General features: G+C 65.9%; 18 protein-coding genes. 14 read left to right on the top strand and 4 right to left on the bottom strand.

Annotated elements, in window-relative coordinates; genetic code table 11:
• Positions 1–202: 202 nt before the first annotated feature.
• The 8 genes from KZ491_RS09390 to KZ491_RS09355 all read left to right on the top strand — a co-directional run bounded on the left by KZ491_RS09390 (position 203) and on the right by KZ491_RS09355 (position 9,386).
• Positions 203–2,293, top strand: a complete 2,091-nt coding sequence (locus tag KZ491_RS09390; RefSeq protein WP_222565930.1) for a S46 family peptidase — start codon at positions 203–205, stop codon at positions 2,291–2,293.
• Between the two features lie 130 nt (positions 2,294–2,423).
• Positions 2,424–3,071 (top strand): histidine phosphatase family protein, encoded by a 648-nt coding sequence (locus tag KZ491_RS09385; protein WP_043959580.1) that lies wholly within the window; start codon positions 2,424–2,426, stop codon positions 3,069–3,071.
• 77 nt (positions 3,072–3,148) lie between these two features.
• The gene (folC, locus tag KZ491_RS09380; RefSeq protein ID WP_222565631.1) at positions 3,149–4,465 is read left to right on the top strand and encodes a bifunctional tetrahydrofolate synthase/dihydrofolate synthase; all 1,317 of its coding nucleotides are present in this window, start codon (positions 3,149–3,151) and stop codon (positions 4,463–4,465) included.
• A gap of 89 nt (positions 4,466–4,554) precedes the next feature.
• Positions 4,555–5,574 carry an SPOR domain-containing protein gene (locus KZ491_RS09375; protein ID WP_222565630.1) on the top strand — a complete coding sequence of 340 codons (1,020 nt, stop codon included), beginning with the start codon at positions 4,555–4,557 and terminating at the stop codon, positions 5,572–5,574.
• A gap of 49 nt (positions 5,575–5,623) precedes the next feature.
• Positions 5,624–6,322 (top strand): CvpA family protein, encoded by a 699-nt coding sequence (locus KZ491_RS09370; RefSeq protein WP_222565629.1) that lies wholly within the window; start codon positions 5,624–5,626, stop codon positions 6,320–6,322.
• 69 nt (positions 6,323–6,391) lie between these two features.
• Positions 6,392–7,861, top strand: coding sequence for an amidophosphoribosyltransferase (purF, locus tag KZ491_RS09365; RefSeq protein WP_222565628.1), 1,470 nt, complete (start codon positions 6,392–6,394; stop codon positions 7,859–7,861).
• Between the two features lie 184 nt (positions 7,862–8,045).
• Complete coding sequence (locus KZ491_RS09360; protein WP_222565627.1) at positions 8,046–8,867, top strand: ferritin-like domain-containing protein; 822 nt, start codon at positions 8,046–8,048, stop codon at positions 8,865–8,867.
• 48 nt (positions 8,868–8,915) lie between these two features.
• Positions 8,916–9,386 (top strand): COG3650 family protein, encoded by a 471-nt coding sequence (locus KZ491_RS09355; RefSeq protein ID WP_222565626.1) that lies wholly within the window; start codon positions 8,916–8,918, stop codon positions 9,384–9,386.
• Between the two features lie 30 nt (positions 9,387–9,416).
• Here KZ491_RS09355 and lpxH read toward each other — a convergent pair whose 3' ends face one another.
• Both lpxH and KZ491_RS09345 read right to left on the bottom strand, forming a co-directional pair.
• Positions 9,417–10,151, bottom strand: coding sequence for a UDP-2,3-diacylglucosamine diphosphatase (lpxH, locus tag KZ491_RS09350; protein WP_222565625.1), 735 nt, complete (start codon positions 10,149–10,151; stop codon positions 9,417–9,419).
• Between the two features lie 46 nt (positions 10,152–10,197).
• Positions 10,198–10,791 (bottom strand): DUF4124 domain-containing protein, encoded by a 594-nt coding sequence (locus tag KZ491_RS09345; RefSeq protein WP_222565624.1) that lies wholly within the window; start codon positions 10,789–10,791, stop codon positions 10,198–10,200.
• A gap of 197 nt (positions 10,792–10,988) precedes the next feature.
• On the opposite strand from KZ491_RS09345, the gene KZ491_RS09340 reads away from it, so the two are divergent.
• Positions 10,989–12,266 carry a bifunctional O-acetylhomoserine aminocarboxypropyltransferase/cysteine synthase gene (locus KZ491_RS09340; RefSeq protein WP_222565623.1) on the top strand — a complete coding sequence of 426 codons (1,278 nt, stop codon included), beginning with the start codon at positions 10,989–10,991 and terminating at the stop codon, positions 12,264–12,266.
• A gap of 60 nt (positions 12,267–12,326) precedes the next feature.
• Here the strand turns inward: KZ491_RS09340 and metF are convergent, their stop codons facing one another.
• Positions 12,327–13,175, bottom strand: coding sequence for a methylenetetrahydrofolate reductase [NAD(P)H] (metF, locus tag KZ491_RS09335; RefSeq protein ID WP_222565622.1), 849 nt, complete (start codon positions 13,173–13,175; stop codon positions 12,327–12,329).
• A 219-nt stretch (positions 13,176–13,394) separates the two neighbouring features.
• On the opposite strand from metF, the gene KZ491_RS09330 reads away from it, so the two are divergent.
• The 5 genes from KZ491_RS09330 to KZ491_RS09310 all read left to right on the top strand — a co-directional run bounded on the left by KZ491_RS09330 (position 13,395) and on the right by KZ491_RS09310 (position 17,615).
• Positions 13,395–14,345 carry an alpha/beta fold hydrolase gene (locus KZ491_RS09330; RefSeq protein WP_222565621.1) on the top strand — a complete coding sequence of 317 codons (951 nt, stop codon included), beginning with the start codon at positions 13,395–13,397 and terminating at the stop codon, positions 14,343–14,345.
• A gap of 53 nt (positions 14,346–14,398) precedes the next feature.
• Positions 14,399–15,436 (top strand): sensor histidine kinase, encoded by a 1,038-nt coding sequence (locus KZ491_RS09325; RefSeq protein ID WP_425493136.1) that lies wholly within the window; start codon positions 14,399–14,401, stop codon positions 15,434–15,436.
• Positions 15,433–16,176: a LytR/AlgR family response regulator transcription factor gene (locus KZ491_RS09320; RefSeq protein ID WP_222565619.1), complete on the top strand. Its 744-nt coding sequence runs from the start codon at positions 15,433–15,435 to the stop codon at positions 16,174–16,176. The genes KZ491_RS09325 and KZ491_RS09320 overlap by 4 nt, the downstream gene beginning before the upstream one ends.
• 57 nt (positions 16,177–16,233) lie before the next feature.
• The gene (locus tag KZ491_RS09315) at positions 16,234–16,791 is read left to right on the top strand and encodes a DUF3228 family protein (RefSeq protein ID WP_222565618.1); all 558 of its coding nucleotides are present in this window, start codon (positions 16,234–16,236) and stop codon (positions 16,789–16,791) included.
• A 380-nt stretch (positions 16,792–17,171) separates the two neighbouring features.
• Positions 17,172–17,615 carry a hypothetical protein gene (locus KZ491_RS09310; RefSeq protein ID WP_222565617.1) on the top strand — a complete coding sequence of 148 codons (444 nt, stop codon included), beginning with the start codon at positions 17,172–17,174 and terminating at the stop codon, positions 17,613–17,615.
• A 153-nt stretch (positions 17,616–17,768) separates the two neighbouring features.
• Here KZ491_RS09310 and ahcY read toward each other — a convergent pair whose 3' ends face one another.
• Positions 17,769–19,214, bottom strand: a complete 1,446-nt coding sequence (ahcY, locus tag KZ491_RS09305) for an adenosylhomocysteinase (protein WP_222565616.1) — start codon at positions 19,212–19,214, stop codon at positions 17,769–17,771.
• Between the last annotated feature and the right edge of the window lie 38 nt (positions 19,215–19,252).

Raw genomic sequence — 19,252 nt, 5'->3', positions numbered from 1 at the left:
CCCGTAAATCAGCGCGTGCCGTCGGCGACTGGTCTGCATTCACCGCATTCGCGCCCGTGCCGGAAGTTACGGGCCGCCATCGGGGTTGGCAGGCTAAAATCGCGGATTGATCCTTGGCAGGAGTAGGTGCATGCGTTATTCGATATTGACCGCCGCCATGGCGTTGACGGGCGTCATGGGATCGGCGGTGGCCGGCGAGGGCATGTGGGTGCCGCAGCAGCTGCCGGAGATTTCCGCAGCGTTGCAGAAGGCCGGGCTGGAGCTGCCCGCCGAACAACTGGCTGACCTGACCGGCGACCCGATGGGCGCGGTGGTCTCGCTGGGCGGCTGCACGGCGAGCTTCGTCTCCCCGCAGGGCCTGGTGGTGACCAACCATCACTGCGCATATGGCGCGATCCAGCTCAACTCCACGCCGGAAAACAACCTGATCGAGCACGGCTTCAATGCCGGAACCACGGAGCGCGAAGTGTCGGCCGGGCCGAACGCGCGCATCTACGCGCTGGACTCGATCCGCGACGTGACCAAGGACGTCCGCGCCGCGATCGATGCCGCGCCCGATGCGCTGGGACGCACGCGTGCGCTTGAGACCATCCAGAAACAACTGGTCGCCGACTGCGAAGCCGACGCCGGCTATCGCTGCCAGTTCTACAGCTTTGCCGGCGGCAACACCTACCGTCTGTTCAAGAACCTGGAGATCAAGGACGTGCGCTTGGTCTATGCGCCGCCCAACAGCATCGGCAGCTTCGGTGGCGATATCGACAACTGGATGTGGCCGCGCCACACTGGCGACTTCGCGTTCTACCGCGCCTACGTCGGCAAGGACGGCAAGCCGGCGCCGTACTCCACCGAAAACGTTCCCTACCAGCCGAAACACTTCCTCAAGTTCGCCAGCCAGCCGCTGAACATCGGTGATTTCGTGATGGTCGCCGGCTATCCGGGTCGGACCGCGCGCTACGCCCTGGCCGAGGAGTTCGACGCGACCGAGCAGTGGACCTACCCGACGGTCAAGCGCCATTACGAGGCGATGGTTGATCTGGTCGAGGCGGCCGGCGCGAAGGACGAGGACATCAAGGTCAAGTACGCCAGCACGATCCGTGGCTGGCAGAACACGATGAAGAACTACGGCGGCCAGCTGGAAGGCTTCCAGCGCATAGATGCCAGCAAGACCAAGCATGCCGAGGAGGCCGCGGTATTGGCCTGGTTGCGCGGGCAGGGCACCAAGGGTGCGCCGGCTTTGGAAGCGCACGCACGACTGCTGGAACTGGACGCCGCCGAGCGCGCCACCCGCGAGCGCGACCTGGTCTTCGGCCAGCTGGTCCGCACCGGTGCCATCGGCGCGGCAACCAGCCTGTACCGGTTTGCGCTGGAGGCTGAGAAGCCGGACGCGCAGCGTGACGCCGGCTACCAGGCGCGTGACCTGCCCGGTTTGGAGGGCTCGCTGAAGCAGATGGAGCGCCGTTACGACGCCGGCATGGATCGCCAGTTGCAGCAATACTGGTTGCGCGAATACGTGAAGTTGCCTCAGGACCAGCACATTCCCGCTCTCGATGAATGGCTGGGCGGCAACGACGAGGCCGCCGTGCAGGCTGCACTGGATCGCCTGGCCGGCACCAGCCTGGGCGATCTGGATACGCGCCTGAAGCTGATGCAGGCCGACCGCGCGACGCTTGAAGCCAGCAAGGACCCGGCCCTGCAACTGGCCGTGGCACTGATGCCGACGATGCTGCAGAACAAGGAGCTCGAAGAAATCCGCACCGGTGACGTGCTGCAGGCCCGCCCGGTGTATCTGCAGGCGGTCGCCGATTACCGCGCCAGCCGTGGCGAGTCGGTCTATCCGGATGCGAACTCCTCGCTGCGCATCACCTTCGGCAACGTCCAGGGCTACACCAAGCTGGACGGCAGCCGCCAGGCGGCGTTCACCACGCTGGAGCAGATAGCCGACAAATCCACCGGCGTGGACCCGTTCAATGCGCTCAAGGCACAGCTCGACGCCATCGCCGCCAAGCGCTACGGCGGCCTGGCCAGCCAGGAGTTGGGCACGGTACCGGTCAACTTCATGGCCGACCTGGACATCACCGGCGGCAACTCGGGCTCGCCGGCGATGGATGCGCGCGGTGAGCTGGTCGGGCTGGTGTTCGACATGAACTGGGAAAGCGTCAGCTCCAACTGGGTGTTCGACCCGGACATGACGCGCGTGATTGCGGTCGATGGGCGCTACCTGCGCTGGGTCATGCAGGAGGCGTTCCCGGCGCCGCAGGTGCTCAAGGAACTCGGCCTGCCTACCGGCCAGTGATCGCGGCACCGGCCTGTCGCGCCCTCCTGAGGGAGGGCGTCGATGGGCAGCGGACCGGCAATGACCCGCGTTCGCGCGGGCTGGGCCAGAATGGTCCTTTGTTTCCTACCCATCTTCATCGAGTACCCGCATGAAAATCATCCTCGCCCGTCATGGCGAAACTCCCTGGAACGCCGAAGGTCGTTACCAGGGCCAGGTCGACATCCCCCTCTCGGAAACCGGCGAGGCGCAGGCGCGCGCGCTGGGCGCTCGCCTGCACGACGTGGAGATCACCCGCGCGGTGGCGTCTCCACTGTCGCGTGCACGCCGCACCGCCGAACTGGCCCTGGGCGAGCACCGCGCAGGCCTGCTCAGCACTGATGCGGACCTCAGCGAGATCGCGCACGGCAGCTGGGAAGGCCTGCTGGCCAGCGAAATCCACGCCACCGATCCGGACCTGCTCAAGCTCTGGCGCGATTCACCGCATGAGGTGTTGATGCCCGGTGGCGGCGAGTCGCTGCAGCATGTGTTCGACCGCGCCTGGCCGGCATTCGGTCGGGCAATGGCCGGACTGGGCGACCACGACACGCTGCTGGTGGTCGCGCACGACGCGGTCAACCGCATGCTCCTGTGCAACGTGCTGGGAATCCCTTTCTCGCGACCGTGGACGTTCCGCCAGGCGCCGACCACGCTCAACCTGCTGGAAGGCACGCGGCTGGAAGACCTCGAGGTGGTGCGCCTGAACGATTGCTCGCATCACACCGCGCTGTTTGGCGAAGCGGTGCACCGCGCGCTCTAGCCGCAGGCCGCACGGCCCGCATCCCGGCATTCCCGCATCCCCGCGCCGCCCCGCCTGTTGTCCTGCGAGTGTTCGCCATGAACCTGTCCCAATGGCTCGACCGGATCGAGCAGCTGCATCCCAAGTCGATCGATATGGGGTTGGAGCGGATCGGCGCGGTGGCCGGCCGTCTGGGCATCAAGCGGCCTGCGCGGCGGGTGATCACCGTGGGCGGCACCAATGGCAAGGGCTCCACTGTCGCCTTCATCGAAGCGATTGGCCGCGCGGCCGGCTGGCGTGTCGGCGCGTACACCTCGCCGCACCTGCTGGCCTACAACGAGCGAATCCGCATCGATGGCGTGGACGCGGACGACGCGATGATCGTGGCCGCGTTCGAGGCGATCGAAGCCGCACGCGGTGACACGCCGTTGACGTATTTCGAGTACGGCACGCTGGCCGCGTTGTGGCTGTTCCAACGCGCCGATCTTGATCTGGCGGTGCTGGAAGTCGGGCTGGGTGGTCGCCTGGATGCGACCAACGTGGTGGACCCGGATGTCGCGGCGATCACCACCGTGGACGTCGACCATCAGGACTATCTGGGCGAAGGGCGGGAAGCCATCGGGCACGAGAAGGCTGGCATCGCGCGGGCCTGGAAGCCGCTGGTGCTCGGCGACGAGGACCCGCCTTCCAGCGTGTTGCGCCACGCCTACGCGATCGCCGCAAAGACATTGCGGTTTGGCTGCGACTTCTTCGTCGATCTGCCCGGTGCAACCGGCAGTGAGCCGGACGATTCCCATGCCGTGGCTGCCCGACAGTGGCGCTGGCGCGAGGTCGGCCACCGCATCGAGCTGCCGTTGCCACGGCTTGCGGGCCAGATGCAACTGCGCAATGCCGCCGTGGCCATCGCCGCTCTGCGTGCCCTGGATAAATCACCACCCGACCGGGCGGTTGTGCAGGGGGTCGCCGATGCACGCATCCGCGGCCGGCTGCAGCGCTTCGACCGGAACGGGGTGGAGGTGGTGGTGGATGTCGGCCACAACCCGCAGGCCGCGCATGCGCTGGCGGACTGGCTGGCGGCCACGCCGATTGCCGGTAAAACGCACGCCGTGTACGCAGCGCTGGTGGACAAGGACGTGGTTGGCGTGGTTTCGGCGCTCGCAGCGCGGGTGGACCATTGGCACTTGGCCGGACTGTTGGCACACGCACCCAGGGGCGTCACGGTCGCGGAGTTTGCGCCGCGGTTGGCCGGAACAGCGGGCGAAGCCGGCGCGCGGCACGACACCGTCGCTGATGCGCTGGCCGCCGCCTTGACTGCAGCGAGTCCTGGAGACCGTGTACTTGTGTTCGGCTCCTTCCACACGGCCGCCGAGGCGCTCACGGTCCTTGAAGCCGCGCCCGCGATGCCGGCGAGCTGAACCGCCAGTTCGCGTCGGCCGTCTGCGCCCGGCCTTCATTTGGCACAAGGGTATAATTTGCCGGCATTCCCCGTTGCCTGCGAGATCCGATGGAACCTGCCCTCAAACAGCGTCTGATCGGCGCCGCCGTGCTGGTCGCGATTGCGGTGATCTTCCTGCCCATGTTGATCAAGGGCCCGGCGCCCGACAGCGGCGTGTCGGATATTTCACTGGATCTCCCGTCCACGCCCAAGCAGGGTTTTGAAACCCGCGAGTTGCCGCTGGTGACGCCGCCGGCGCGCAACGGCGCCAGCGTCACCGCGCCCGGTGCGGGGCCGTCCGGCGAGGGCGCACTGCCCACCGTGGATACTCGTGCTGCGCGCGATCCCGGCAACCCGGCATCCGGCATGACGCCGGCAGCAGTGGCGGCCGGAAACTACGCGGTCAGCTTCGGCAGCTACGCCAGCCAGTCGGATGCGCAGAAGGTGGTGGACGCGCTGCACGCAGCTGATTTTCCTGCCTTCCACGAATCGGTGAAGAGCGGCGATCGCACGCTGCACCGGGTGCGCATCGGACCCTTCCAGACCAGCGCCGAGGCGGAAACTGCGCGCATCGATTCGGCCCGCGTGCGCAAGGACGTCGGGGCCAAGGTCGTGGTCCTGGACGCGGATCGTGCCGGGTCCGCAACCGCGAGTGCCAGTTCCGCGACAACTCCAGAGAAGCCCGCCCAGACGGTTGCTGCAAACCCCGAGCCAAAGCCGGAACCGCCCAAGCCCAAACCCGCTGAGCCGGCAAAGCCCGAGCCGGCCAAACCAGTCGCGGCGTCGCCCGCGCCGGCGCCTGCAAAGCCCGAGCCGGCGGCGGAGACCAGCAAGCCGGCTCCCGCCGCAGCCGGGGTGGGCTTCGTCGTCCAGCTGGGTGCCTTTGGCAATCCGGCCGAGGCCACCGCGCTGCGTGATCGCGCGCGCAGCCAGGGCTTGAGCGCGTTCGTCGAGCAGGTCCGCACCGCCGACGGTACGCTCAACCGGGTCCAGGTCGGGCCGGTCGCCGACCGCGCCGCGGCCGACCAGCTCAAGGCCCAGGCCGCCGCCAAGCTGGGCATCTCCGGCTTCGTTCGCGCACATCCATGACACAGCGTTTTATGCGGTTCGCCCGCATGAGGCCCGACCGGTTGGCGCAATGATCGCGATCGACTGGGTCCTGATCGGGCTGGTCGGCGTATCGGCTCTGTTCGGGATGATGCGTGGCCTGATCGGTGTGCTGGCATCGCTGGCCGCCTGGGTCCTTGCTGGCCTGGCCGCGTTCCAGTTTGGGGCGCAGGTCGCGCTCATGCTGGCCGGCAGCGGCGAACCGAGCGCCGGTCACCTGTTCGCCGGTTACGCGCTGGCCTTCATCGTGGTGATGATCGTGGTCGGGATCGCGGGCTGGATGCTGCGCACGCTGGTGCACTCGGTGGGGTTGTCCGGAGTGGACCGGATGCTCGGCTTTGTTGTCGGGGTCGTACGCGGCCTGGTGATTGCCTGCGCGCTGTTGTTGCTGATCGGATTGACCGAGCTGCCGCGCGAACCGTCGTGGCGTTCCTCGCGCGTGGTTCCCCTGCTGGTGCCTGGCGCCGAGCAGATGCGTAATTGGCTGCCCGAGTGGGTCGCGGCGCAGGTGGACCTTCGCGGTGATGCGGACGGTCCGGCGCTGCTGTCGTCCGACACGCTGCCCCGCCTTCCGCGGCCGGTGACGTCGCCGACGTCCGCCGACGCGGCTGCGCCCGATGCCGTTGTGCCCGAGCGTCCCAAGCGGGAGACCCCGTTGCCGGCTCCCGTGCGTTCTGCGCAGTCGGGCGACGGGGACAACGAATCGGTGCTACCGGCCGAAGGCGGCTGAGACGCTCTCCACGATGGCGCCCGCGCTGTCATTTTTTGCAATCGCTCCAACCAACCAGGATTACCAGTCATGTGCGGCATCATCGGAATCGTTGGCCACCAGGACGTCGCGGCGCAGATCTATGACGGACTGCTCGTCCTCCAGCACCGTGGCCAGGACGCCGCCGGCATTGCCACTGCGGACCGCCACCGCCTGCTGCTGCACAAGGGCAACGGGCTGGTCAGCGATGTGTTCGATGACGCCGCGATGCGGCGGATGGTCGGCCACGTCGGCATCGGTCATTGCCGCTACCCGACCGCCGGCAGCGAGGGCGACGACGAGGCGCAGCCGTTCTATGTCAACTCGCCCTACGGCATCGCGCTGGCCCACAACGGCAACCTGATCAATGCCGACACGCTGCGCGAGGAGCTGTTCCAGCAGGACCGGCGCAACGTCAATACCGAATCGGATTCGGAAGTGCTGTTGAACGTCTTCGCCCACGAGATGGGGGTGCTCGAGCCGCTGTCGCCGGAGACCGCGTTCCGCGCCGTTACCGGCGTGTACCGGCGCTGCGTGGGGGGCTACGCGGTGGTCGCCACGGTTCTGGGGCTGGGACTGGTCGCGTTCCGCGATCCCAACGGCATTCGCCCGCTGGTGCTGGGCAAACGCAGCGGCGTGGATGGCGACGAATACGCAGTGGCATCGGAGTCGGTGGCATTCGACCTGACCGGTTTCAAGCGGGTCCGCGATGTGCAGCCCGGCGAGGCGATCGTGATCACCAGCGACGGCACCCTGCACGCGCGCCAGTGCATCGCGCCTGGCACCCACACCCCGTGCATCTTCGAGTACGTGTACTTCGCGCGCCCGGACTCGATGATCGACGACGTCTCGGTGCACAAGGCGCGCATGCGCATGGGCCAGAAGCTGGGCGAGAAGATCCTGCGGCTGCGCCCGGACCACGACATCGACACGGTGATTCCAATTCCCGATTCCTCGCGTGACGCGGCCCTGGAAGTGGCCAACGTGCTGGGGATCAAGTACCGCGAGGGCTTCATCAAGAACCGCTACGTCGGCCGCACCTTCATCATGCCGGGGCAGGAGATGCGGGCCAAATCGGTGCGCCGCAAGCTCAATCCGATTCCGCTGGAGTTCCGCAACCGGGTCGTTTTGCTGGTGGACGATTCGATCGTGCGCGGGACGACGTCGCGGCAGATCGTGCAGATGGCCCGCGAAGCCGGGGCGCGCAAGGTGTATCTGGCTTCGGCGGCGCCGCCGGTGCGCCATCCCAACATCTACGGCATCGACATGCCCAGCCGCGAGGAGCTGATCGCCCACCAGCGAGACGAGTCGGAGATCGAGAAGCTGCTGGGCTGCGACTGGCTGGTCTATCAGGACCTCGCTGATCTGGAAGACGCGGTGTCGGGGCCGAAGCACCGGTTGGAGGATTTCGACTCGTCGTGCTTCAACGGGGAGTACGTGACCGGGGCAGCGGACGCATATTTCGAGCGGGTGCGGCGGTTGCGGTCGGATGAGGCGAAGGCGGATCGGCGGGGCGCTTAGTCGCTCGTTTGACTGGGTAATTGGTTGTTGGGTGCGTGGACGGGTTGGATATGCGATCCCGGGTGTGGGACTGGGAGTTCGCGCGTGGCGACACCGGGAGCCTGTTCCAAGTCGCTCCACGATATTCGCTTGGTTGGAACAGGCTCCCGGTGTCGCCTTGGGGCATTCGCTGGGTGGGAGTTTGATGAATCTTTTTGAGGCGGCTTGGGAGTGCCTGGTGGCGTCATCGCCTGACGCGAAGGTGGCGGCGACCCGGCGCGCGGCTGAGGCGTTTTCCCGCGGTGAGCTGGCGATTCCCGCCGATGCGCCGCCACCGGAACCGATCGGGATGCCGGGGCGGCCGTCGCGCCCGCGCTTGGTGCCTCCGCGCGACCTGCCGCGGCGGGGGTTCGGCAGCGACGAGGGCCGGGCGGCGTTTATCCATGCCATCGCGCATATCGAGTTCAACGCCATCGATCTGGCTTGGGATGCGGTGTACCGGTTCCGGGGACTGCCGGATCAGTTCTATGCCGATTGGGTGCAGGTCGCGGACGACGAGGCGCGGCATTTCACGATGCTTCGCAGTCGGTTGCAGCAGCTCGGGCGCGATTACGGTGACTTCGACGCCCACAACGGTTTGTGGGAGATGGCGCAGAAGACCGCCGGCGACGGGCTTGCGCGGATGGCGCTGGTACCGCGGGTGCTGGAAGCACGCGGCCTGGACGTGACGCCGGGGATGATCCAGCGCCTGAAGGGCATGGGCGACAGCAAGACGGTCGCGATCCTGGAGATCATCCTGGACGAGGAGGTGGCCCACGTCGCGGCCGGTTCGCGTTGGTTCCGCTGGTACTGCGAGCGGCGCGGCGTGGACCCGGCATCGACGTTCCGCGGACTGCTCACCGGCTACGCGCGGGCTGTGCTGCATGGACCGTTCAACGTCGAGGCGCGAACTCGCGCGGGCTTCGACGAGGAGGAGCTGGCGATGCTTGAGGCGGCGGTCACAGAACTGGCCAAGGGCCCGGCGTGATCAAGACGGTCGGTTAAGCTCACCGGCATCCAATCGGGAGGCGGTGCCATGACTCATCTACGTTCGTTGACGGTGTTGCTGTGCGGTCTTGCTGCCGGCGCGGCGTTGCTGGGATGTGATCCGGAGCCGACCGCGCCAGCAAGCTCTTCGACAGAGAGTGGAGCCGGGATTACCCCACCGGTTTCCGCAGTGCCGGCAGAGGCTGACGCGTCCCTCGATGGTGACCGAGCGGTGGGATTCCATGCGCGCGGCAACGAGCCGTTCTGGTCTGTTGAGGTCGTCGGGGACACGCTGCTCTACAACACACCTGATACCCAGCCCGGCGTCGAGCTTGCCGCGACGCGAAACGACACCGCGACGGATGTCGAGTTCCGTGGCGTCCACGGCGGCAAGGATTTCGTGCTCATCATCACCCCCGGTCAGTGCGAGGATTCGATGTCCGGCCAAGCCTACGACTACACCGCGACCTTCAGCGACGGCGAGCGTCAGTTGACCGGTTGCGCCAGCGCCGAGGACTGACGCAGGCGGGTTTCTACGCCTGCCGACCGCTCAGGCCAGGGTGTCCAGACGGTGGCCCTGACGGTCGACCCGCAGCACCGAACCCTGCTCGTACCAGTCGCCCAGCACGACGCGCTCGCGCGGGCGACCATCCACCTCCCGCACGTGCACCGCGGGTCGATGGGTGTGGCCGTGGATCAGCGTATCGACACCGAACTGCTGGAAGGCGGCGGCTACCGCCGCGGGTGCCACGTCGGTGATGGTGTCCATCGTGCCTTCCGACGCCAGGCCCGACTGGTGGGCCTGGCTGGCTTCGCGCGCCTGTTTCGCAAACGCGATCCGCGCCGCCAGTGGCTGGGACAGGAACTGCGCCTGCCACGCGGGATTGCGGGTCTGGGCGCGGAACTGCTGGTAGGCGACGTCGTCGGTGCACAGGGTGTCGCCATGCATCAGCAGCACCGGCTTGCCGTACAGCTGGATGACGGTGGGATCGGGCAGGATCGTCATCCCCGCCCGACCGGCAAAGTCCTGGCCCACCAGGAAATCCCGGTTGCCGTGCATGAACCAGACCGGCGTTCCGGCATCGGCAAGGTCGCGTAGGCGGTCGGCGACGAAGGTGGCGGTGTCGGAAGGGTCGTCATCACCGATCCACGCCTCGAACAGGTCGCCGAGGATGTAAAGCGCTTCCGCGTCACGCGCTTCAGCGTCGAGGAAACGGCCGAACAGCTCGGTGATGTGCGGCCGTTCGGCATCCAGATGCAGGTCGGAAATGAAGAGGGTCGTCATCGCCACATTGTAGTGGCTGGGTGCGGACTCGCTGATTGGCGGTCCGTCAGCCGCGGATCCACCAGCAGCCAAAGTGGCGCTGCAGGCCGAACACGGTATGGGAGGGACTGACCCCGTCGCCGGTGGACTGCTCGATCCGCAAGGCCACGGGCGATTGGCTCACCGGGCGCTTTGCGTAGTACTCCGCGTCCGTCACCATGCCGTCGATCGACTGCGCGACCTGTGGGCTGACCTGCACGATGCCGGCCAGCGGGCGGTGGGCGACGGCATCCAACCGGCGCAGGATGGCCACGCTCTGGCCGCCTGACATGCCGGCCCAGTGGTAGACGCCGGCCAGCTGGTTGGTGTCCTGCTGGTTGATCGCATTGGCCACGCGCAGCACCAGTTCCGGAAGATTGCGGGCACAGCCAACGCGGGGCGGTGCACGGCGCCGCTGGCCGGGTGGCCCCTCCTGGACGGGGCCTGCGGGAGCGGCCGTCGCGCCAAGTTCCGAGCAGGCACGGTCGGTGTAGACCATGCTGCCGTCGGGCGCCTGGCATCGGTAGATCGCCGCATTGGCAGGGCGGGGCGTCACGCCGGCCGTGACCAGGAAAATGGCCAGCAGCGCCGCACGCAACAGGTTGATCGAGGCCCGGGGCATCCGTGCAGGTTACTACCGCTGGGCCGAAGCGGTCTCGGGCGCGTATTGGTGAAGCAAATGAAATACAGCGTTGGCGCAGATGCGATGCTGGAGCGGCGCTTGTCGTTACATTGATGTGGATTGGTTCTGGTGTGATCCGCTTGCGGCGTCCGGAATCCCACTTGCCATTGCATTACGACCACGATGAGGGTGCGCAAATGAAGTTTGAAACGCTCGCAATCCACGCGGGATACGAAATCGACCCCACGACCAAATCCGTGGCAGTGCCGATCTACCAGACCACGTCCTACGCCTTCGACAGCACCCAGCACGCGGCCGACCTGTTCGACCTGAAGACGCCGGGCAACATCTACACCCGCATCATGAACCCGACCAACGCGGTGCTCGAGGAACGCGTCGCCGCGCTGGAAGGCGGCGTTGGCGCACTGGCGGTTGCCTCAGGCATGGCCGCGATCACCTATGCGATCCAGACCATCGCCCAGCAGGGCGACAACATCGTCTCGGTGAGCAAGTTGTATGGCGGCACCTACAACCTGTTCGCGCACACCTTCCCGCGCCAGGGCATCACGGTGCGGCTCGCCTCGCACGACGACATCGCCGGGCTGGAGGCGCTGATCGACGAGGACACCAAGGCGGTGTTCTGCGAGTCGATCGGCAATCCCGGCGGCGACATCGTCGATATCAAGGCGCTGGCGGATATGGCCCATCGCCATGGCATACCGCTGATCGTGGACAACACCGTGGCCACCCCGGCGCTGTGCCGCCCGTTCGAGTACGGCGCCGATATCGTGGTCCACGCCTTGACCAAGTACATGGGCGGCCACGGCACGACCATCGCCGGGGCGATCGTGGATTCCGGCAAGTTCCCCTGGGCCGAGCACAAGGCGCGGTTCCCGATGCTCAACGAGCCCGATCCGTCCTACCACGACGTGGTCTACACCGATGCGTTCGGCCCCGCCGCGTTCATCGGCCGCTGCCGCGTGGTGCCGCTGCGCAATACCGGCGCCGCGCTGTCGCCCTTCAACGCCTTCCTGGTCCTGCAGGGCATCGAGACGCTCGCCCTGCGCATGGAGCGCCATTGCGACAATGCGCTGAAGGTGGCGGAGTTCCTGCAGGCGCACGACCACGTGTCCTGGGTGAAGTACGCCGGCTTGCCCGAGCATCCCGACCATGCGCTCGCGCAGACCTACATGGGTGGACGTCCGGCAGGCATCCTCACGTTCGGCATCAACGGCGGGGCCGCCGCGGGTGCGCGCTTCATCGACGCGCTGCAGATGATCGTGCGCCTGGTCAACATCGGCGATGCGAAGTCGCTTGCCTGCCATCCGGCGTCAACCACGCACCGCCAGCTCAATGCCGACGAACTGGCTGCGGCCGGGGTGAGCGAGGACATGGTGCGGCTGTCAATCGGTCTGGAGCACATCGACGACATCCTCGCCGACCTCAGCCAGGCGTTGGAGGCCAGCCGCGGCTGACGCGCGGCTTATCCGGCACCGGGCCGACGGAGGTTCCGTCGGCCCCGCTGTCGCAGTGCGTCAGGCTGTGATCCGGCTGCGCTGTCCGTCCAGTCGCGCCAACACCGCGAGCGTCGGCTTGGCCAGGTTGAGCGTGTAGAAGTGCATTCCCGGCGCGCCGCCGTCGATCAGGCGCTGGCACAACTGGCCAACCACGTCGGCGCCAAAGGCACGCACGCTGGCGACGTCATCCCCGTAGGCGAGCATCCGCTGGGTGATCCAGCGTGGAATCTCTGCGCCGCACATCTCCGAGAACCGGCGCAGCTGGCTGAAATTGGAGATCGGCATGATGCCCGGAACGATCGGGATATCAACGCCCGCGGCGCGCACATCGTCGACGAAGCGGAAATAGGCGTCGGCGTTGTAGAAGTACTGGGTAATCGCACCGTCGGCGCCGGCCTTCGCCTTGCCGATGAAATGCTTCAGGTCGGCGTGCGCATCGCGGGCCTGGGGGTGCATTTCCGGGTAGGCGGCGACTTCGATGCGGAAATGATCGCCGGTTTCGGCGCGGATGAACTCGACCAGGTCACTGGCGTAGCGCAGGTCACCGGGACTGGCCATGCCCGAGGGGAGGTCGCCGCGCAGGGTCACCAGTCGCTTGGCGCCCATGGACATATACCGCTCCAGCTGCCCGCGGATCTCTGCCCGGCTGCCGCCGATGCAGCTGATGTGCGGTGCTGCCTCCAGGGCGTGGTGGCGCTGCAGGCGTTCGATCGTCTCCGGTGTGTGGCTCAGGGTCGAGCCTCCGGCGCCGAAGGTCACGCTGACGTAGTCGGGGGCGGCCGCCTTGAGCCGTGCGGCGGTGCGATCGAGCTGGGTGCGCTGATCATCGGTCTTGGGCGGATAGAACTCGAAGCTGATCGCGGTCATGCCGGCACTGTGTAGCGTGGGGGGATCGGCAATATATCGCTTCATCACGATGAATGTAAAATAACACCTGTCGCGCCGGCTGCTCCGCCCCGCGTCTGGTCTTGCCGTTCGTATTGCACAATCGCCGCTCGCACCGAGTTGCCGGCCGCTGGTCATTCGGCGCAACCCGACACGCAAAACTGCGGCGATGCTGGCTTCACCACCCATGGAGCCGTATCGATGACCCAGCCTGTCTCAAGCACCGTCCCGTCGCGCAAGCGCGTCCCGCTCGCCATTGCGGCGTTTGTCAGTCTGGCCTGCGCATCGCTCGCCGCCCACGCCGCGCCGCTGGACCATCACGGCATCCGCATCGAGGTCATCGGTGAGGGCGCGCCGGTGCTGATGATTCCCGGCCTCAACAGCGGCGCGGACACCTGGCGTGAGACCTGTCTTGCATTGCGCGCACCCGCTGCGGACCACAGCGGCCCCGGTCTCCCGATCCAGTGCCATCTGGTCCAGCTGCCGGGTTTTGCCGGTCTGGCCAAGGTCGACGGCGAGAGCTTCCTGCCGGTGATGAGGGACCAGCTGCTGGACTACGTCGTCGAGCACAACCTGCAGGGGATGACGGTGGTCGGCCACAGTCTGGGCGGTAGCCTGGCGCTGGATATGGCGATCAAGCAGCCCGACGCGTTCGGCAAACTGGTGATCGTCGACAGCCTGCCGTACTTCGCCGCCGCGCAGAATCCCGCCGCGACCGTCGCCCAGATCACCCCGATGGCCGAACAGATGCGTTCGGGCATGTTGGGAATTGATGAGGCGATGTACGTGGCCCAGACCGACGCCTCCGTCTTGGGAATGGCGCAGGCGCCGGAGCGGGTCGAGACCCTGAAGCAGTGGGGCCGCAACAGTGATCGCACGGTGACCGCCCAGGCCATGTACGAGCTGATGACGACCGATCTGCGCGGCGAGCTCGGTGCGGTCAGCTCGCCGACGCTGGTGCTCGGCAGCTGGGCCGCGTACAAGCCCTACGGCGCGACCCAGGAATCCACCCGCCAGATCTTCGTCGACCAGTACGCGAAGCTGCCGGGTGTGCGTGTCGAAATGAGCGAGGCGGGTTACCACTTCCTGATGTGGGACGATCCGCAGTGGCTGCAGGCGCAGATGCGCGGTTTTCTCGCTGCAACGCCGTAATCACCCACGGTCCGGGCGGCACGCAGTCGCCCGGCCGCACGATGGAAGATGCTGTGGAACCTGCAATACCGATCCGCCGATTCTGGCTGCTCAACGCGATCGCGTGGTCCATGTACATCGCGCTCAGTCTGCTGCTGGGCGCACTCTTTGGCGGCCTGTCGCCGGCGATGGTGCTGATCAGCGTGTCGTTGGGCGTGTATCTGTGGCTGGTCAGCGGTCGCATTCGCGTCACGGCGGTGCGTCACGGTTGGTGGCAGCGCGGCGGGTGGGCACTGGTTACGCGTCTGATCGCGGCCGTGGCGGTGGGCGCGACCGCGGCGCAACTGGGAGTGGCCGCGCTGTTGGTTCCCTCAATCAAACTGGGCTGGGTGCAGGTAGACGGTGGCATGTCCGCCTACCGGCCAGCCGCGACCTTGATGTACTGGTTGAACACGGCGGTCGTGCTCGCCTTGTGGACGGGTATCTGGGCCGGGGCGCACTCGGTCCGCCAGGCGCGCCAGAGCGAGCTGGCCCGTTTGCGCGCGGAGGCACGTCACAGCCTGTTGGAGCGCGATGCGCTCAAGGCGCGCCTTAATCCGCACTTCGTCTTCAACGCGCTCAACAACGTGCGCGCGCTGATCAACGAGGACCCGGCCCGCGCCCGCGAACTGGTGACGCGCTTGTCGAACACGCTGCGCCACGCGCTGGACCATACCGGCAACGCCGAGGTCAGCGTCGCGCGTGAACTGGAGGTGGTTGACGACTATCTCGCCGTGGAGGCGGTCCACTACGAGGACCGCCTGCGGGTCGTGCGGGATGTGGCACCGGACACGCGGGAGGCGACGCTGCCGGCGATGGCGCTGCAACTGCTGGTGGAAAACGCGATCAAGCACGGCATCGCGGTGGTGCCGGGCGGCGGCGAGATCACCATCGAGCTTCGCCGCGAAGGCGAAGCGTTGCAGGTGGCGGTGAGCAATCCGCTGCCGCTGGTTCCGGCCGCGCGTGGCCACGGCGTCGGACTGGCGTATCTGCAGGCGCAGCTGGGGGCCGGCACGGTCGAGTTGCAGTGCAGTGGCGAGCGCATGGTGGCCCGCTTGGTGGTGCCGCAATGAGCGGGCAGCTGAGGGTGTTGGTTGTCGACGACGCGCGGCTGGCCCGGCGCGAGCTGCGCACGTTGCTGGCGGAACTGCCGGATGTGGAGTGCGTAGGCGAAGCCGACGACGTGCCCAGCGCCCGCGAGGCAATCGCGCGTCTGCATCCCGACGTCGTGCTGCTGGATATCCAGTTGCCGTCGGGCAGCGGTTTTGACGTGCTCGATGCGCTGGATCCACTGCCGTCGGTCGTGTTCGTCACCGCCTACGACCACTACGCGGTGCGTGCGTTTGAGGCCAACGCCGTGGATTACCTGCTCAAGCCGGTGGTCGCGCCTCGTTTGAGCACCGCGCTGGACAAGGTCCGCAGCCAGATGGCGGAGCAGGCCGACGCACCCGAGCCCGGGCCGGACCGGCAGGTGTTGTTGGCGGCGCACGACCAGGTCTTTCTGCGCGACGGCGAGCGGTGCTGGTTCGTCGCCCTCGGAGAAATCCGCCGGATCGTGGTGGATGGCAACTACGCCCGGGTCTGCTTCCGCGACCAGAACGCCCTGCTCGCGCGCAGCCTCAGTGGACTGGAATCGCGGATGGAGCCGGGGCTGTTTTTCCGTGCCAACCGCAACACCCTGGTCAACCTACGCATGGTCCGCACCGTGGAGCCGTCAATCGCCGATGGCTACGACCTCGGCCTGGACGATGGCAGCCACGTTGAGGTGTCGCGCCGGCAGGGTCGCGAACTGCGAGAGCGCTTGACGCTGTAAGTCGCGGGTGCGGCACGCAGCGGCTACCCTTGCAGCCCCCTTGCTCGGCCCGTTTGCATGTCCATCGTCCTGACCCCGTTTGCCCGTACCCGCCTGTTTCCGCGCACCCCGCGCGGCAACACCATCCATGACTGCACGCCGGAGCAGTTCGAGCGGCATCTCAACGAGCACGCGCCGTTCAAGGTGCTCGACGGCTATGCGCCGTTCTGCAAGTTGCACGTGCATCGCAACTGGACCTCCACCCGGTGCCTGACCGTCCCGATCAGCGACGACAACCGCCACCTGCTGCGCTCGGCCTACGAGGCGCGCACCAAGGAGGAACTGCCGGTGCTGGTGCGCTGGTTCGAGGGCGTGGAACCGCCGGTGGCGGAGTATCTGGTGGTGATCCTCTACAGCCGCGAGCAGCTGGCGAAAGAGGGAACAGTGGTGGACGCGGACTGGGGCGTGGTCGGCTGCTTGTACACCATGGCGCCGGAGGAGATCCCGATGGCGCCCATCACGATGATGCGCAACGCGCTGGGCGTGGAAGAGGGCGGTTCGGGCGTGCCACTGGATCGGGATGCCTACCGCCATGCGGTCGAGTTCTGGGACAACAACGCCAACTGGCGACCCTGACCCCGCCCCGCGTCGAATGCCCGAGCGTCGACTCCAGGTAGGGTGGCGGACGAGAGTCTTGCGCAGCGTTACCTCACCAGGGCCTTCTGCGGCTTCGTCATTGCTGAGATGGCCGCAGTTTTACTGTCTTGTCGTTAAGTCATAACGAAGGACGCCATTTGTGGTTGTGTTTTAGCGCTGCGCCCTTCAGCTCTTTTCTGTGAATCTATTAATGGATAGAGAGCTCGCAGGGGAAAATTAATTTTGATTCTCCATGTAAGGTCTATGAGTAAGTTTGGGTTGTTGGCGCATATTCTTTAGGGGCTGGTATGAAGTTATGTCGACTGCTCGTATTAATTTTATTCGTATCTTTTCTGACTGGCTGTGCTACGAGGTTGGGCTTGACCTATAACTCAGACCCTCAGGGCGCAACTCTTTACGGCCTTGATGGACATAATTATGGATATACTCCGGTGGTTTTGTATTACGAGGTTGAAAAGGAATTTAAAGCTGGACAATGCACGACTATTCATGGAAAATCAGTGCGTTGGGCAAGCGGCGCGGAGGCAGCCTATACTAGGCAATCAGTGTGCCCTGTAAATGGATATGAGCAGTCCTTTACGTTCGTGCGGCCGACAGATATTCCGGGTCGAGATATTGATGTCCAATTTCAAATGGCGCTTGAGCAGCAACGTAGAGCAGATTCCGCAGCGATGGCCGCAGCTCTGCAGGGGCTAGGGCAGGCGGTCATTCAAAGCCAGTCTGCGCCGCCTCCGTCACAGAAGTCGAGCACGTTCTGTCAAACTTATATGGTTGGTGACCACCTGCAGACCTACTGCAAGTAGTTTGGGGCGTGATTTAATAGGGGCTTGATGTCAGCTCGTTCGGCCCGGGATAGGTGCACTACTTATGATGGTTTTAAAGCTGAGTTTTTATTAAATAAAAACGGGCGCCTCGCGGTGCCCGTTTCCTGTCTCACGCACTTAATCGGCAATCGATCAGTAGCGGTAGTGCTCCGCCTTGTACGGACCTTCCACCGGCACGCCGAGGTAGGCGGACTGCGCGGGGGTCAGTGTCGTCAGCTTGACGCCGATCTTCTCCAGATGCAGGCGGGCCACTTCCTCGTCCAGGTGCTTGGGCAGGATGTAGACCTTCTTCTCGTAGCTGTCCTTCTTCTCCCACAGGTCGATCTGGGCGAGGGTCTGGTTGGAGAAGGAGTTGGACATCACAAAGCTCGGATGTCCCGTCGCGCAACCCAGGTTGACCAGGCGGCCTTCGGCGAGCAGGAAGATCGCGCGGCCATCGGCGAACACGAACTTGTCCACCTGCGGCTTGATGTTGATCTGCTCGACGTCCTTGAGGCTCTTGAGCGCGTCGACCTGGATCTCGTTGTCGAAGTGGCCGATGTTGCAGACGATGGCCTGATCCTTCATGTTCTGCAGGTGCTCGACGGTGAGCACATCCTTGTTGCCGGTGGTGGTGACGTAGATGTCGCCGCGGCCGAGAGTGTTTTCCACCGTGGTGACCTCGAAGCCTTCCATCGCCGCCTGCAGCGCGCAGATCGGATCGATCTCGGTGACGATGACGCGCGCGCCGTAGGCCCGCAGCGACGCGGCAGAGCCCTTGCCGACGTCGCCATAGCCGCAGACCACGGCCACCTTGCCCGCCAGCATCACGTCCATCGCGCGCTTGAGGCCGTCGGCCAGCGACTCGCGGCAGCCGTACAGATTGTCGAACTTGGACTTGGTGACCGAGTCATTGACGTTGATCGCAGGCACCAGCAGTGAGCCGGCTTCGGCCAGCTGGTACAGGCGCAGCACGCCGGTGGTGGTTTCCTCCGACACGCCCTTCCAGTCCTTGACCACGGTGTGCCAGAAGCCCGGGCGCTCGACAGCCACGCGCTTGAGCAGGTTCTTGATCACCTGTTCCTCGTGCGAGGCGGCCTTTTCCTCCACCCACCTGGAGCCGTTCTCCAGCTCATAGCCCTTGTGGATCAACAGGGTCACGTCACCGCCGTCGTCCACGACCAGCTGCGGGCCGAGGAAACCGCCCTTGCCGTCGGGGAAGCTCAGCGCCGCCAACGTGCAGTCCCAGTACTCCTCCAGCGTCTCGCCCTTCCAGGCGAATACCGGCGTGCCGGACGCGGCAATCGCGGCCGCGGCGTGGTCCTGGGTGGAGAAGATGTTGCACGAGGCCCAGCGCACATCGGCGCCGATGTCCTTCAGGGTCTCGATCAGCACCGCGGTCTGCACGGTCATGTGCAGCGAGCCGGTCACGCGCACGTTTTTCAGCGGCTTGTCGGCCGCGTGTTTCTTGCGGATCGACATCAGGCCCGGCATCTCGTGCTCGGCAATATCGAGTTCCTTGCGGCCCCAGTCGGCCAGACCGATGTCGGCAACCTTGTAGTCGCCTTCGGTGGAGAAGGTTCGGATGGTGTCTTTCATGCGTAGCTCCGGTTCGATCCCGCGGCACCCGGATCGGG

Source organism: Novilysobacter antarcticus, from assembly GCF_019802285.1.
In the GTDB taxonomy this organism is placed as follows: domain Bacteria; phylum Pseudomonadota; class Gammaproteobacteria; order Xanthomonadales; family Xanthomonadaceae; genus Novilysobacter; species Novilysobacter antarcticus.
Note: the sequence above shows the minus strand (reverse complement) of the source record. Positions and strands in the feature narration are given on the sequence as shown.

Coding starts and splice junctions, on each gene's coding strand:
- KZ491_RS09390 (WP_222565930.1), top strand. CDS start 203: ATGTGGGTGCCGCAGCAGCTGCCGGAGATTTCCGCAGCGTTGCAGAAG.
- KZ491_RS09385 (WP_043959580.1), top strand. CDS start 2,424: ATGAAAATCATCCTCGCCCGTCATGGCGAAACTCCCTGGAACGCCGAA.
- folC (WP_222565631.1), top strand. CDS start 3,149: ATGAACCTGTCCCAATGGCTCGACCGGATCGAGCAGCTGCATCCCAAG.
- KZ491_RS09375 (WP_222565630.1), top strand. CDS start 4,555: ATGGAACCTGCCCTCAAACAGCGTCTGATCGGCGCCGCCGTGCTGGTC.
- KZ491_RS09370 (WP_222565629.1), top strand. CDS start 5,624: ATGATCGCGATCGACTGGGTCCTGATCGGGCTGGTCGGCGTATCGGCT.
- purF (WP_222565628.1), top strand. CDS start 6,392: ATGTGCGGCATCATCGGAATCGTTGGCCACCAGGACGTCGCGGCGCAG.
- KZ491_RS09360 (WP_222565627.1), top strand. CDS start 8,046: ATGAATCTTTTTGAGGCGGCTTGGGAGTGCCTGGTGGCGTCATCGCCT.
- KZ491_RS09355 (WP_222565626.1), top strand. CDS start 8,916: ATGACTCATCTACGTTCGTTGACGGTGTTGCTGTGCGGTCTTGCTGCC.
- lpxH (WP_222565625.1), bottom strand. CDS start 10,151: ATGACGACCCTCTTCATTTCCGACCTGCATCTGGATGCCGAACGGCCG.
- KZ491_RS09345 (WP_222565624.1), bottom strand. CDS start 10,791: ATGCCCCGGGCCTCGATCAACCTGTTGCGTGCGGCGCTGCTGGCCATT.
- KZ491_RS09340 (WP_222565623.1), top strand. CDS start 10,989: ATGAAGTTTGAAACGCTCGCAATCCACGCGGGATACGAAATCGACCCC.
- metF (WP_222565622.1), bottom strand. CDS start 13,175: ATGACCGCGATCAGCTTCGAGTTCTATCCGCCCAAGACCGATGATCAG.
- KZ491_RS09330 (WP_222565621.1), top strand. CDS start 13,395: ATGACCCAGCCTGTCTCAAGCACCGTCCCGTCGCGCAAGCGCGTCCCG.
- KZ491_RS09320 (WP_222565619.1), top strand. CDS start 15,433: ATGAGCGGGCAGCTGAGGGTGTTGGTTGTCGACGACGCGCGGCTGGCC.
- KZ491_RS09315 (WP_222565618.1), top strand. CDS start 16,234: ATGTCCATCGTCCTGACCCCGTTTGCCCGTACCCGCCTGTTTCCGCGC.
- ahcY (WP_222565616.1), bottom strand. CDS start 19,214: ATGAAAGACACCATCCGAACCTTCTCCACCGAAGGCGACTACAAGGTT.